This window comes from Enterococcus sp. AZ109 (genome assembly GCF_051714625.1).
Classification (GTDB): Bacteria; Bacillota; Bacilli; order Lactobacillales; family Enterococcaceae; genus Enterococcus_A.
On the sequence record NZ_JBIOSF010000001.1, the window covers coordinates 500,161 to 514,867 of the forward strand.

The 14,707-nt window shown below is 39.0% G+C and carries 16 protein-coding genes; all 16 read right to left on the reverse strand.

From position 1 onward, the window contains the following. Nucleotides 1-62 precede the first annotated feature (62 nt). Nucleotides 63-518, reverse strand: a complete 456-nt coding sequence (locus IGI42_RS02390; RefSeq protein ID WP_438714059.1) for a SprT family protein — start codon at nt 516-518, stop codon at nt 63-65. Then, the gene (locus IGI42_RS02395) at nt 511-2,691 is read right to left on the reverse strand and encodes a Tex family protein (protein WP_438714061.1); all 2,181 of its coding nucleotides are present in this window, start codon (nt 2,689-2,691) and stop codon (nt 511-513) included. Before IGI42_RS02395 ends, IGI42_RS02390 begins: the two co-directional genes overlap by 8 nt. A gap of 63 nt (nt 2,692-2,754) precedes the next feature. Further along, nucleotides 2,755-3,654, reverse strand: coding sequence for a DMT family transporter (locus IGI42_RS02400; protein WP_438714062.1), 900 nt, complete (start codon nt 3,652-3,654; stop codon nt 2,755-2,757). 108 nt (nt 3,655-3,762) lie between these two features. Next, a complete protein-coding gene (locus IGI42_RS02405; RefSeq protein ID WP_438714063.1) occupies nt 3,763-4,494 on the reverse strand; it encodes a metallophosphoesterase in 732 nt (243 codons plus the stop codon). A 31-nt stretch (nt 4,495-4,525) separates the two neighbouring features. After that, nucleotides 4,526-4,897, reverse strand: coding sequence for a VOC family protein (locus tag IGI42_RS02410; RefSeq protein ID WP_438714065.1), 372 nt, complete (start codon nt 4,895-4,897; stop codon nt 4,526-4,528). A gap of 71 nt (nt 4,898-4,968) precedes the next feature. Next, the gene (locus IGI42_RS02415; RefSeq protein WP_438714066.1) at nt 4,969-6,357 is read right to left on the reverse strand and encodes an L-cystine transporter; all 1,389 of its coding nucleotides are present in this window, start codon (nt 6,355-6,357) and stop codon (nt 4,969-4,971) included. A gap of 202 nt (nt 6,358-6,559) precedes the next feature. Continuing rightward, nucleotides 6,560-6,946, reverse strand: a complete 387-nt coding sequence (locus tag IGI42_RS02420; protein WP_438714068.1) for a DUF1149 family protein — start codon at nt 6,944-6,946, stop codon at nt 6,560-6,562. Nucleotides 6,947-6,979: 33 nt separating this feature from the next. Beyond that, nucleotides 6,980-7,591 carry an HAD-IA family hydrolase gene (locus IGI42_RS02425; protein ID WP_438714070.1) on the reverse strand — a complete coding sequence of 204 codons (612 nt, stop codon included), beginning with the start codon at nt 7,589-7,591 and terminating at the stop codon, nt 6,980-6,982. 33 nt (nt 7,592-7,624) lie between these two features. Continuing rightward, nucleotides 7,625-8,293 (reverse strand): 2,3-bisphosphoglycerate-dependent phosphoglycerate mutase, encoded by a 669-nt coding sequence (locus IGI42_RS02430; protein ID WP_438714071.1) that lies wholly within the window; start codon nt 8,291-8,293, stop codon nt 7,625-7,627. A 47-nt stretch (nt 8,294-8,340) separates the two neighbouring features. After that, nucleotides 8,341-8,754 (reverse strand): hypothetical protein, encoded by a 414-nt coding sequence (locus IGI42_RS02435; RefSeq protein ID WP_438714072.1) that lies wholly within the window; start codon nt 8,752-8,754, stop codon nt 8,341-8,343. A gap of 33 nt (nt 8,755-8,787) precedes the next feature. Beyond that, the gene (locus IGI42_RS02440; protein ID WP_438714074.1) at nt 8,788-8,919 is read right to left on the reverse strand and encodes a hypothetical protein; all 132 of its coding nucleotides are present in this window, start codon (nt 8,917-8,919) and stop codon (nt 8,788-8,790) included. A gap of 2 nt (nt 8,920-8,921) precedes the next feature. After that, the gene (gene rlmD, locus IGI42_RS02445; RefSeq protein ID WP_438714076.1) at nt 8,922-10,286 is read right to left on the reverse strand and encodes a 23S rRNA (uracil(1939)-C(5))-methyltransferase RlmD; all 1,365 of its coding nucleotides are present in this window, start codon (nt 10,284-10,286) and stop codon (nt 8,922-8,924) included. Nucleotides 10,287-10,403: 117 nt separating this feature from the next. Then, complete coding sequence (locus IGI42_RS02450) at nt 10,404-11,414, reverse strand: diacylglycerol kinase (protein ID WP_438714077.1); 1,011 nt, start codon at nt 11,412-11,414, stop codon at nt 10,404-10,406. 13 nt (nt 11,415-11,427) lie between these two features. Next, nucleotides 11,428-12,858 carry an Asp-tRNA(Asn)/Glu-tRNA(Gln) amidotransferase subunit GatB gene (gene gatB / locus IGI42_RS02455; protein ID WP_438714078.1) on the reverse strand — a complete coding sequence of 477 codons (1,431 nt, stop codon included), beginning with the start codon at nt 12,856-12,858 and terminating at the stop codon, nt 11,428-11,430. Beyond that, entirely contained in the window at nt 12,858-14,327 is a 1,470-nt protein-coding gene (gene gatA / locus IGI42_RS02460) for an Asp-tRNA(Asn)/Glu-tRNA(Gln) amidotransferase subunit GatA (protein WP_438714079.1), read from the reverse strand. Before gatA ends, gatB begins: the two co-directional genes overlap by 1 nt. Beyond that, nucleotides 14,327-14,632, reverse strand: a complete 306-nt coding sequence (gene gatC / locus IGI42_RS02465) for an Asp-tRNA(Asn)/Glu-tRNA(Gln) amidotransferase subunit GatC (RefSeq protein ID WP_010758828.1) — start codon at nt 14,630-14,632, stop codon at nt 14,327-14,329. The genes gatA and gatC overlap by 1 nt, the downstream gene beginning before the upstream one ends. Nucleotides 14,633-14,707 lie beyond the last annotated feature (75 nt).

Consider the following 14,707-nt stretch of genomic DNA (forward strand, 5'->3'; position numbering starts at 1 on the left):
ATAAAAATGCTAAAATAGCAATTTTTTCTTCTCTAATAGAAACCTGAGGCTCTAAAACTTACTTAGAAAGATGGTTTTACCGTTTTTACAAACAATAATTGACCATGACAACCTCCACAAACATAACGCTCAGTATCAATTTTTCTGCGTCTCTGAATCTTTTTCCCACAATTTCGACAACAGTAGTGATGGATTGTCGCATTAGCCAGTGGAGGAGAATACCTTGACCCACCTGTTTGTTGTAGCAACTCTTTGAATTCTCGATCCTTATGCTGATACCCTCTCCCAGCCAAGTGAAGATGATAATGACATAATTCATGTTTAATTACTTTGACTAATTCATCCATCCCATAACGCTCGTAAATCAAGGGGTTAAAATCAAGATTGTGATTAGTTAAGTGGTAACGTCCACCTGTTGATTTCAATCGGCGATTAAAACTCGCTTGATGAACAAAAGGCTGTTGGAACGCCTCCAACGATATTTTCTCCACCAATTGCTGCAATTCATCTTTAGTCATTTTCTGTCATCGGAATCATAGTTAAGCTGATCCTTGCCTTCTTAACGTCAATAGCTTCGACCCAAACGGTTACTACATCACCGACAGACACTACATCTGTCGGGTGCTTCACAAACTTATTACTTAACTTAGAAATATGAACCAGTCCATCTTGTTTTACTCCGATATCAACAAAAGCACCAAAGTCAATAACGTTACGAACAGTTCCTTGCAATTCCATACCCGGTTTCAAATCTTCCATACTTAACACGTCTTGACGCAATAGTGGAGCCGCCATTTCATCTCGCATATCTCGACCTGGTTGTAGTAATGCTTGCAGAATATCTTGGATTGTTTCTTTACCAATCGCCAATGTTTGGCTTAGCTGATTTATATTTAGGCTTTTCAATTGTTCAGTCGCTGCTTCTGTGCCTAATTCTTTTAAAGACACATTGGCTTGCTTTAAAATTTCTTTGGCACTATCATAACTTTCAGGATGAATGGACGTATTGTCCAATACGTTTTTCCCATCCGGAATACGTAAGAAACCAACAGCTTGTTCGTATGCTTTAGGCCCTAGGCGAGGTACTTTCTTTAACTGCGGACGCGAAGTAAATCCGCCATTCTCATCACGGTAAGTGACAATATTTTGTGCGGTAGTTTTATTTAAACCAGAGGCATATTGCAACAGTTGCGGGCTAGCAGTATTCACGTTAACGCCAACTTGGTTTACTGCTGTTTCTACGACAAAGTCCAATTGTTCTGACAAGCGTTTTTGTGAAACATCGTGCTGATATTGGCCAACTCCGACTGCTTTAGGATCAATTTTTACTAGCTCGGCTAATGGATCCTGCAAACGACGGGCAATACTGACCGCACTGCGTTCTTCTACTTGCAAATCAGGAAACTCTTTACGAGCGATGGCACTAGCCGAATAAACAGAGGCACCAGCCTCATTGACAATTACATAGAAAACTTCTCTGTTCACTTGCTTTATTTGCTCAGCTACAAATAATTCTGATTCTCGACTAGCTGTTCCGTTTCCGATAGCGATCATTTCAACATCAAACTTCTCAATCAATGCTCGTAACGCTGGACCTGCTGCTTGACGCTTAACCTGTGATGCAGGCTTATGAGGATAAATGACCTCAATTGCTAGGACCTTTCCAGTTGCATCTACTATTGCAAGTTTACACCCTGTTCGATAAGCAGGGTCAAAACCTAAGACAACCTTACCTTTCAACGGTGGCTGCAATAATAAATTTCGTAAATTCTCACCAAAAATCGCAATAGCCTGCTCATCTGCCTGTTCAGTTAATTCGTTACGAATTTCCCGCTCAATTGCTGGGCCAATAAATCGTTTATAACTATCTTTATACGCTTCACGAATAAAATTAGCAGTAACAGATTGGTTATTTTCAACTAGCTTTCGTTCTAAATAAGAAAAGATTTTTTCTTCATCTACCGCAATCTCTACTTTTAAAATGTCTTCTTTTTCTCCACGGTTGGAAGCTAATACTCGGTGAGAAACCATTTTCATAATCGGTTCAACAAAGTCATAATACATGCCATAGACTTCTTTCTCATCTTTTTCTGCATCTTTTACTTTGCTTTGATATAAACCATAATTTTTTGTGTAATCACGAATCCACGTCCGGAATTCAGGATGATCACTGACTTGTTCCGCTACTATTTCATGGGCACCTTGTAACGCAGCTTCAGCACTTGGAACTTCCTCATTAATATAAGTAGCAGCTTCAGCATAAACATCACCGCTAACAGGAAAACTCAATAGATACTGGGCTAACGGCTCTAAACCATTTTCTTTAGCAATTGTCGCTTTTGTTCGCCGCTTTTGTTTGTATGGACGGTACAAATCCTCGACTTTTTGCATTTTAATGGCTGATTGAATTTCTTGGGCCAATTCTTCAGTTAATTTTCCTTGTTCTTCTATTAAACGAAGAACCTCTTGTTTTCGCTTTTCCAGCCCTTCAAGATAGTGGTACCGTTCTTCAATTTCACGAATTTGGACTTCATCTAAGCTGCCCGTGCGTTCTTTACGATAGCGGGCAATAAAAGGAACTGTGTTGCCTTCATCTAATAATTCCAAGACGATTTGTGTTTGCTGTGGCCGATAACCAGTCAATTCCTTATTTAATAATTGGACGATTTCTTGATTGACACTCATGATCATTCCTCGTTTCTTCAAAATCTTGTCTATTTTAACACACTCATGACATTTGGTGAACCGTAAGTTCTAATGAGGGTTGATTCTTCGCTGCACCACGATATTTTGCCATTCTGATAAAAATAGACCGAACAAGGTCAATACGATACCAATACAGGTTTTTACTGTTAACTGTTCCCCAAGTAAAATCACCGAAGCTAAAGTTGTCAGCATGGGAATCGAATAAATATAGATTGCCGCTCTAACAGCTCCTAACTGCCTAACTGAAAAATTCCAGGTGACAAAGCACAAAGCAGAAGCCCCGATACCTAGAAACAACAAGTTAGCGAAGTTTTTCAAGTCCAGAAAACGTGCCATATCAAATCCGCCAATCGAATAAAAGAAAACCGGTGCCATAAAAATGAGCCCATAAATAAAAATACGCTGAGTAACGGCGATGGTGGAATATCCAAATTGCCCGATCTTTTTTACAAACAAAGAATAGCCAGCCCAAAAGAAGGTAGCGAAAAAAGCCAATCCATCACCAATTGGATTTACGTTCAAGGTTCCCGTTAGACTAATAAAGCATATACCAATAATCGAACAAACAAACCCTAATACAAACAGAGGGTATATTTTTCCTTCCTTCAAAACAAAACGACTAAGTAAAGCAGTCACAAAAGGACTAATCGAACCAATAATGCCAACATTCATTGCCAAAGTATATGTTAAGGCCACATTCTCTAAATAGTAATAAAGAAAAACACCAAAAAGTCCTGCTAAAGCGAAATAACTCTCTTCTTTCCAATTGGAAAACGGAAGCAGCTTAGGCGAAACTACCAAGAGCACAACTAACCCTAACAGAAAACGAACAAATAAAATCTCTATTGGTAAAAAAGCACCAAGCAGTACTTTTGTAGAAATAAACGTAGACGCCCAAATAATTACCGTAACAATCGCCGCTAAATGTCCTTGCAAATTTTTCTCCATCTTCTACCTCCAGTCCATGTTCAACAATTAACTATGCCACAAAAAATGAGGAATCACTAGGTTTTTCGCAAAAAAAATCTGGCATCACCTGCCAGATTTATCGCTCTCTTAAACTGTTGGCTGCCATGGTCCCTTCATATTAGGGAGTTCGTGATCCTCCACAATACCTTGCGTATCAAAAATTACCCCGTGGAGCGAGCCGCCAAACACTGCCCCTCCATCAATACCAATTTTATTATCAGATTGCCATAGCGTCGTTGTTTGCATATCACCATGAAGCATAGGTGTGATCGTGTGACCAAAAACGATTACTTTACCCGTTGTATTTTTTTCAGTGTGGAAGGGTTCACGAATCCACAAAAAATCATGAAGATTCGTTTTTCGCCAATCGGCTTTCCTCAAATCAATACCTGCATGTACAAATACGTATTGATTCCATTCATAATAAAAGGGCCGCTCAATCAGAAACTCCACCAATTCTTTGTAACGCCCAAGAATAAACATAGCTATTTCAGTTGGCGAATACTCTTCACAAGCACCTGGATGGAGCAAGCTTTCAATCGTCTCTTTACCACCATTGTATTTGTAGCTTTCAAACCAATCTTCCGGTTTCTTTAAAAACTGCAAAAAGTATTCTTCATGGTTGCCTCGTAAATAAATAGCCTGACTCTCTTCGACTAACCGCTTTCCTAATAGCCAGCAATCTTTACTTTTTGAACCGCGATCATTGAGATCTCCGATTAATATCAATTGTTGCATCTTAGGATCAAAAAACTCTAACATCTCTTTGAATAGATCCAATTCACCATGAACATCCCCAATAACAAATACTTGTTCCATTCCCTTATCTCCTTCCTAAAAAAGAGAACTATTATTGCCCAGAAACTACAAAGTAATTGCCGTCCGCATCGATGAAATTAAAGACAAATTCCTCACCAATTTGAGCGATCTCCCCTACTTGAACACCCTTTTCTTTTAAGCTTTTATAAAGTTCTACTACATCATCACTGCTGAAAATTAACGCAGGAGAAGGGTCTACAGACTCGCCTGAATTGCTTTCGACAAATTGTCGATCATAAATCACTAAATGAGTATCACTCGTTTCAGTTATCGCCAACTCTGCAACAAATGATCCATCAATCTTATCTAGACTTATTTCCACAAATCCAAGCGTTTGCCAGAATTCACTTGCTTTTTTTACGTCTTGTGCGTACAAAATTACTTTTACTTGATTGTTAAACATTCCATTCACCTCTAAAAAAGTGTACCAAAAAAGGCTTGGTCGCGCTAGCCAAGCCTTCTTAATTATTCAAATTAATTTGTTTCAATTGAAGCATTTTTATCCTGTAAAATCTCTCGATCCAGCTCATTAATTCGTTCACTGGTTACTACACCAGCTACCATACTTCCGCTTACGTTAACTGCAGTACGTGCCATGTCAATCAGCGGTTCAACTGAGATAACCAAACCTACGATTGCTACTGGTAAGTTCATAGCACCTAATACGATTAAGGATGCAAAGGTTGCACCACCACCGACACCAGCAACACCAAAAGAACTAATTGTTACGATTGCTACCAGCATAATGATAAATTGTAAATCAAATACATTGATACCCACAGTCGGTGCAACAATCGTTGCAAGCATAGCTGGGTAAACACCGGCACAGCCATTTTGACCAATGGAAATACCAAAGCTTCCAGCAAAATTGGCAGTTGCTTCATCAACACCTAAAGCTTTTGTTTGTGTCTCAATATTCATTGGCAAAGTACCTGCGCTTGAACGAGAAGTAAAAGCAAAGCTTAATGCTGGGAAAGCTTTTTTGAAAAAATTCACTGGACTGACTTTAACTAAAATCAACAGTAATGAGTGAACCACTAAAACAGCAATTAGAGCTGCGTAGGAAGCAACAATGAATACGCCCAAATTGACAATCGCTTCAAAATCACTTGTGGCTAATACATTGGTCATTAATGCTAGAACCCCGTATGGAGTCAAGCGAAGAACCAAAGTCACGATGCGCATAATGATTTTGTATAAGCTATCAATTAAGTTAGCAAAAAATTCTGCTTCTTTCGGTGCTTTTCTTTTAACACCAAGATAAGCTACGCCAACGAATGCTGCGAAGATAACCACGCCGATAGTACTTGTTGGTCGTGTTCCAGCAAAGTCAGCAAACACATTAGTTGGGATAAATGCTAAAATTTGCTGTGGAATTGAAAAGTTCTGAACAGCTTCTTGTCTTTCAGCTAGTTCACTGATCCGAGCAGACTCAGCAGCACCACGAGTGAATGTAGCACCGTCTAAGTTAAAGATCAAAACCGCTGCGATTCCGATTAAAGCTGCAATTGCTGTGGTTGCCAATAAGACAAACAAAACATTTGCACTGATTTTTCCTAATTTGCTGCTGGATTTCATCTTAGTGAAGGCTCCAACGATTGAGATAAACACCAATGGCATAACTAACATTTGTAATAATGATACATAACCATTACCAACGATCCCGATCCAGTCCATCGCTTGAGTAATCACTGAGCTTCCATTGCCTAAAAGCAATTGTAAAATACCGCCGAAAATAATTCCTAATCCTAACCCAGTAAATACACGAGTTGAGAACTTCACATGTTTTCGTTGCATTTGATAGAAGCCTACAAGCATAGCGACAAAGATCGCAACCACTAATACAGTGAGCAGAGTTGTCATTGTATTCCTCCTTAAAAAACATTTTAGAATGACAAGTCTGTCAAAGGAAGTAAAGGTTCCCGGGGAATATTCTTCAATATCCCACCCTAAAAAATAAGTGCGCGAAACTTGAAATTTTTAGTGACTGTCCTATTATAACCTACATCGACCTTTCTGTCTTTCTAAAGAGCTTAAAAAAAGAACCTTCCACTATGGGAAAGTTCTACTGAGCTGCAGGTGAAGCAAAATTGACTTTAATGCCTGGTTGATCCAGAGCAATTTCAGTTATTTCGTAAATCATACGTTCCACTAAACGGAAAAGTGGAGCCACCATTTCATTCGCTTCTGCTTCATTCATATCACTTTGATTTCTAATCTGACGATTAACTACATGGTTTACCTGAGAAACAGTTCCACTAACAATGAAAGCATCAAATGGCAAAACAAACTCAAAGCGGACGCCCATAATGCTGTTTACTTTAGGATAATTTGGATCTGTTGACTCTAATGGACTAAAATTGATTTGGATTTTTTGTTTTATCTCTTGGTCTCGTGGTGGCAAACCATAATTAAAGGCTTCCACAATTTCTTTATCACGTACTATTTCCATCTCGCACCCCCTTGAAAATTATAACACAAACTATCAAAGAAAAAGAGAGGTTATTTCCTTTAAATGATGAATTGTCCAAGTAGCATTTAGCTTTTGGTTAAAGTGATCTTGATCATAAAAACAGGTAGCGATTTGTGCATTTCTACCTGCTTGAATATCTAGTTTTCGATCACCAATAATGACCGTTTCTTCTTTGTTTAATTTATATTTTTTGATTAGTGCATCCAATGACGACGGATCGGGTTTACGCGGATAACCTGAATCGCTACCAATAATCGCAGTAATCAGATCTCCTAACTGATCCCTATGAAGCAATTGCCACGTTGATTCGACTGTACGATGAGTCAAGATAAAATGTTGTCCACCCATTTCTTTTAGTTTCATTAAGGTATGCTTTGTGTCATTAAATGGAAACGAATCGGTTAAAATTCGTTTTTCATATTGATGAAAAATCCGATTGAAATCATCCTCTGGTAGTTCAAATTTCTTTACCAAATGACGAATTGATTCCATTTTAATTGTTCGGTAAATGGATTCTCGATCAGCTTCAACTTTAAAATCTTTTAAAGCTTTCATCAAGGCCTCCATCATTACCGGATAAGTATCGTACAAAGTTCCATCAAAATCCCATATAAAATTTTTCATATAATCATCACCTTTTTATTTACATAATAGATTTTATAATCTTTTCTTGCTTTGGATTTCTAATGATTCATCAAAAGTATATAGGATTGGTGTAGCGTTTGGAACATCGATTTCATCCATCTGCTCTACCGGAATTTGTTCCAGATATTGAATAAGGGCTCTTAAGCTATTGCCATGTCCGCAAACAAGAATCGTTTGACCCATTTTCATGCGAGGAATAATTTGATCTTGCCACAAAGGGATCACCCGTTCGGAAGTCATACGCAGACTCTCACCTTTAGTTATGAGACGTCCATCCAACCAATCATATCTTCGGTCAAAGTGATTGGCTTTAGCAAGAGGTGGAACTTCATCAAAGTTGCGTCGCCATCGCTGTACCTGATCCTTACCAAACTGCCGTTTCATTTCCTCTTTGTTTTTGCCAACCAAATCACCATAATGTCGTTCGTTCAATCGCCATGTTTTAAACTCAGGTACAAAGCTTGCATCGGATTCTTCTAAGACTAATTGTGCCGTCTTAATTGATCGTTTCAATACCGATTCAAAGGCGCAGTCGATCAGAAGGTTCGCTCTTTTTACAAGCCTACCTGCTTCTTTTGCTTGTTGAACCCCTTTTTCTGTCAAATCTACATCAAGCCATCCAGTCCAATAATTAGCAAAATTAGCTTCACTTTCTCCATGTCGAATAAGTATCAATTTCACGTCATCACCTCTTACTTAGGATAGCAGAAAAGGCCTAGTTTACCAAACTAGACCTTTTTAATAAATTGGGTATGACAATTTTTACACGTTACTTTGATCTTGCCTTTGCCGCGTGGTGCTCGCATTTTTTGTTTACAAGAAGGACATTTAAAATGCCGATACGTACGGTCAAGCTTGAAATCTCTCTGCCTAATTTTGGTAACCAACTGTAAAAACTTTTGATTCTCATTACTACGTGGATAGATTCGCTTTGATAAGAAGCGGTACAATGCAAATCCCACCAAAATGACAGCTAGCAAATCACCGATATAATAAGAAATCCAACGGCTGAAAATCGAAACAACCAAACCGGTAATAACCATTACCTTATTTAGCTGGTCCCATCTGCCGTACCGTCCACGTATAAATTGAGCATACTTTTGATAAAGTTTAAGTAAACGCTGCATCCAAATTCCTTGCATCAAATTCTCCTTCAACTCTATATTCTGATCAAACTACTTATTGTAAATCTTTGGTCCTTTACGCATGTTTTTACGATCATTTTTAGGAGCGCCCATTTGTTTTGATCTGCCGCCGCCAGCTTGCTTCTTTTTAATTAATTCCAGCATTTTTTCTTTTGAATTCATTCTTACACCGCCTTTGTTAACAGTACAACTGCTTCAATATGATAGGTTTGGGGGAATAAATCCACTGGCTGCACCTTTTCTGTCTGATAACCAAGTTCTCCAAAACGTTCTAAGTCGCGAGCTAAAGTAGCAGGGTTACACGAAATATAGATAATCCGATCTGGATTTAATTCGGCAGAGGCTACAATAAACTCTTCAGCTAAGCCTTTTCTAGGCGGATCAACAAAAATCACGTTTGGTTGAATTCCCAGCTGTGCCCACTGTTTCATTACTTTTTCTGCTTTGCCTATTTGATAGGTTACATTAGTTACCCCATTGATTTCAGCATTAAATTTCGCATCCTCAATAGCTTGTGGAACAATCTCTACACCGTAAACATGTTTTACTTTGTCAGCAAATGACAGGCCAATTGTTCCAATACCACAATACGCGTCGATCACTACATCTTCTGGCGTCAATTGTGCAAAATCGATGGCTGTCTGATACAAAACTTCTGCCTGTTTCGTATTCACCTGATAAAATGATTGAGGTGAAATACGATACGTTTTGCCTAATAGTTGATCCTGGATGCTTTCTTTTCCTGCAATTAGGATTTCTTCTTTACCCATGATCACATTGGTTTTCTCACTGTTTACATTTTGAACCACCGATACCACTTCCGGCAGCTCAGCTTGAATCGCTTCAGCAATTCGATGGGCTTGGAAGAATTTAGCAGTTCGAGTTACAAGAATAACCATCATTTCGTGAGAATAATGAGCTCGGCGAATAACAATATGGCGCATGAAGCCAGTATTTTCTTCTTCATTATAAGGTTTGATTTTAAAGCGGCGTAAAATATCCCGGACAACTACAATGGCTTTATCAATTTCTGGATCTTGAATAAAATAATCTTCAATCGGCAGCAACTCATGGGAGTTTTTGCGGTAAAAACCAGTTGCTAATTGCTCATCCAATTTTCTAACTGGAATTTGTGCCTTGTTGCGGTAAGCATAAGGTTCATCCATTCCAATCGTCGACATCACCGGAACCTCAGGCATATGAGCAATCTTATTCATCACTCGTTTCACTTGTTCTTGCTTAAATTCTAATTGATATTCATATTTCATATGGCTAATTGGAGCAATTCCACTTCTTAGTAAGTCCATATTCTTCACTGGTGTACGGTTTGAACTTTCATTCATTCGATTCAGCACTTTACCATAAGCGAATTTCTTACCTGTTTTAACAATCAAGATTTCAACTTCTTCATCTGGTAAAGCATTTTCAATAAATATTGGAAAACGGTCAATATGAGCGACTCCAAGTCCTTCGTGGGTCAAATCATCGATCGTGACCGTGTAAGTTTGATTTTTTTCAATAGTTTCCATAGTTTCCTCCTTAAGGAAGTGCTTTGCTTAGTTTAAAGAATAAACCTTGAAAAAGCAATACTTCTAACGACAACTTAAAAAGGTATTTCCGCTAACAAGCAGAAATACCTTCCGTCGCTATTCTTGTTCTTCTTGTTCTTCTAGTTTTTGGTACTCTTTAACCAATTCTTCGCCGGCTTCTTTTTCTTCCAAGCCAATTCCTTGAATTGCATCATCAGAAATTTCGTCAGTGTTGGCATAAAATTCAATATGCTGATGCAGATTCTCAAACCGCATCGGTGCATCACCGCCGTATTCACCGTCAAGATTGATCATCATTCGCTTGTTCTCATCTAAAGTAGATGCTTCCAAGTAATTTGTTTTTACATATAAAACCTTAGGATCATTGACATGCTTACCGCCGTTTAGGACTAAAGTGATCAAACGTACGATTTCAAACAAATTCGCTGTTTTAACCACTATCAACGAGAATTGCCCGTCATCAAGCATCGCATCTGGGGCAATTGTTTCAAACCCTCCGATTGAATTGGTTAATCCTAAAAAGAACATAGAAGCGTCGCCTTCGTACTCACCGTTCTCATACTTCAAACGCATTTTGATTGGTTTGATTCGAGGTAGCATCTCGGCCCCTTTAGCCAAGTAAGCTAAGTAGCCGAAAATACTTTTTAACTCAGAAGGAACGTCATAAGTCAGTTCGGTTAAATAACCCCCAGCAGCAATATTGATAAAATAGTTATCTCTAGCTTTTCCGATATCCATTTTCACAGTCTGTTGTTTTTGAATGACTTCAGCAGCTGCTTTTACATTACTTCTAGGAATTTTTAAAGCGCGCGCATAGTCATTGGTCGTGCCCGCAGGAATAATCGCCATCTTCGGCCGTTTTTCCAATGGAGCAATGCCATTCACTACTTCATTGATAGTACCGTCCCCGCCAGCTGCTACAACCAGATCGAAACCAGCTAGAGCCGCTCTTCTTGCTTCGTTTTTTGCACAATCTGGTTCCGGTGTTGTCGCAAACGCACTGGTTTCGTAACCAGCTTTTTCAATCGCGTCTAAAATATCAGCCAGATTGTTGCGCATAATTTCTTTGCCGGATACCGGATTATAGATTAATCGTGCTTTTTTCACAATAGGACTCCTTCTAGCGTTTCGCTAATTCCTCTTGCAATAACTTATTGACCACACCAGGGTTGGCTTTTCCTTTAGTAGCTTTCATGATTTGACCGACTAAGAAACCAACCGCTCGCTCTTTACCATTTTTAAAGTCATCCACTGACTGCTGATTATTATCTAAAACTTCGTTAATCATTGGCAGTAATTGTGCAGGATCTGACAATTGAACTAATCCTTTAGCTTCAACTACTTCTTTCGCTTCGCCGCCATTTTCGATTAATTCGCGGAAGATCTTCTTAGCAATCTTAGAACTAATTGTTCCGTCATTGATCAGCTTAATCATACCTGCTAAATTAGTTGGGGTTAATTTGGTTTCTGCTAATTCAAGTTTTTCGCTATTTAAATAAGCTGAAACTTCACCCATTAACCAGTTGGATGCCTGTTTAGCATCGGCACCTTCTTTTAATGTACTTTCAAAGAAATCTGACATTTCTTTACTTAAAGTCAATACCATTGAATCGTACTCAGGCAAGCCTAATTCGTTCACATAGCGTTCTCTTCTTGATGCTGGTAATTCAGGCAATTCTGCACGAACCTTTTCAATCCACTCATCATCGATAACAAAGCGTGGAATATCTGGTTCTGGGAAGTAACGGTAGTCACTCGATCCTTCTTTAACCCGCATCAAGATGGTTTTATTGGTTGATTCGTCATAGCGACGGGTTTCTTGTTGAATCGTGCCCCCAGAAAGAAGGACTTTCGTTTGGCGTTGAACTTCATATACTAAGCCTTTACGCACAAAGCTCATAGAGTTTAAGTTTTTCAACTCGGTTTTGGTTCCGAATTCTTCTTGACCATAAGGACGCAGCGAAATATTGGCGTCACAACGCATAGAACCTTCTTCCAATTTCACGTCACTGACATCAGTAAATTGGATAATTGAGCGCAATGCTTCCAAGTATGCATAAGCCTCATCCGGTGATCGCATATCCGCTTCAGATACGATTTCGATCAAAGGCGTGCCTTGACGGTTTAAATCGACATAAGAATAGCCGCCGATGCCGTGCATATTTTTACCAGCATCTTCTTCTAAATGAACCCGTTCAATGCGGATGGTTTTCTTCTTACCGTTGACATCAATTTCAATCCAACCATCATGTCCAATTGGTTCATCAAATTGAGAAATTTGATACGCTTTTGGATTATCTGGATAGAAATAGTTTTTGCGGTCAAAGTGCATATTTTTAGAAATTTGACAGTTCAAGGCTAAAGCTGCCTTCATACCAAATTCTACTGCCGCTTTGTTCATGACTGGTAAAACACCTGGGTAACCCCAGTCAATAATGTTGGTATTGGTATTTGCATCTGCCCCAAAGTGAGCAGGTGCAGGTGAAAAGATTTTAGAGTTGGTTTTCAGCTCCACATGGACCTCAAGCCCGATGACTGTTTCTAAATTCATTACTTGTTCCCCCCTAAAATCACTGGTTTTTGCTTGTGATGATCGGTTGCTTGTTCAAAAGCATAGGCTGCTTTGTACATCGTTGATTCATCGAAGTGGTTTCCGATTAATTGTAAACCAACTGGTAAGCCCTCAGACAATCCTGCAGGAATAGACATACCTGGCAAGCCTGCTAAGTTTACCGGAATTGTTAAAATATCACTTTGATACATAGTAATTGGATCATTGATGTTTTCACCGATACCATAAGCGACAGTTGGTGAAGTTGGTCCAATGATTAAGTCATAATCAGCAAAAACTTTTTGGAAATCTTGCATAATTAACGTACGAACTTGTCCAGCTTTTTTGAAGTATGCATCGTAGTAGCCGGCAGATAAAGAGAACGTGCCTAGCATGATCCGACGTTTTACTTCTTCACCGAAGCCTTCAGTTCGAGTATTGACATACACGTCTTCTAAACTTTGAACATTTTCTGACCGGAAACCATAGCGGATGCCGTCAAAACGCTGCAAGTTAGAACTTGCTTCAGAAGAGGCAATAATATAATACACTTGTACACCATATTTTGAATGAGGTAAGCTTACTTCTTCTACTGTAGCGCCTAAGGCTTTGAAGGTTTCAACAGCCTTCATAATTGCTTCTTTAACTCCAGCATCTACACCTTCGCCTAGAAATTCTTGTGGTAAAGCAATTTTCATGCCTTTAATGTCGCCAGTTAAACCAGCAGTAAAATCAGGTACCTCTACTCCAGCAGAAGTGCCATCTTTTGCATCATAACCACTAATCGCACTTAGAGCTAAAGCATTGTCTTTGACCGTGCGAGTAAATGGTCCAATTTGGTCCAATGAAGAAGCAAAGGCAATTAAGCCAAAACGTGAAACACGACCGTAAGTTGGTTTCATTCCTACAACACCATTAAAAGCAGCAGGTTGACGAATACTTCCGCCCGTATCGCTCCCTAAAGAAACGGGTACTTGACCAGCTGCAACAGCTGCTGCTGAACCACCAGAAGAACCACCTGGAACCTTTGAATGATCCCAAGCATTTTTTGTTTTCTTAAAGTAAGAGGTTTCTGTTGAGCCGCCCATGGCAAACTCATCCATATTCAACTTACCTACAGTAATCATATCTGAGCTGTATACTTTTTCCATAACCGATGCATCATAAATCGGATTGAAGTTAGACAAAATTTTAGAAGCTGCTGTTGTTAGCAGGCCTTTAGTAACGATGTTATCTTTAATACCGATAGGAATACCTGCTAATGGATTAGATTCAGTGATTCCTTTTTCATCAATTGCTTTAGCGGCAGCCAAAGCATTTTCTTCGTTTAAAGTGATAAAAGCTTCCATTTGTTCTTCTGTTTCATCAATGCGTTTAAAGGTATCTTTTGTTAAATCAGTTGCTGTGATTTCTTTGGAAACAAGCAGGCTGTGTAATTCTTCGATTGTTTTATCGTATAATCTTTCCATTATGCACCCGCCTCTCCGTTATCAATAATTGCTGGAACTTTAATGAAGCCGTCTTCGCTTTCAGGTACGTTCTTCATTAGTTCATCCCGTGACCAGCCTTCAGTTGCTACGTCTTCACGCATAACGTTCACTGTGTCTATTACATTAGAAGTAAATGGTACTCCTTCTGTATCTGCTTCACTTAATTGTTCCACCATATCGATGATTTTTCCAAGCTGATCGGTAAAACCGGTCAGTTCGTCATCAGAAAAAGAAAGCTTTGCAAGCTTTGCAACGTGCTTGACTTGTTCTTCACTGATTGCCATATTATCCCTACTTTCTATCGGCGATTTCGCCAATTTTCATCATTTTATCATATCTCTTTCAAAATTCACGGATTT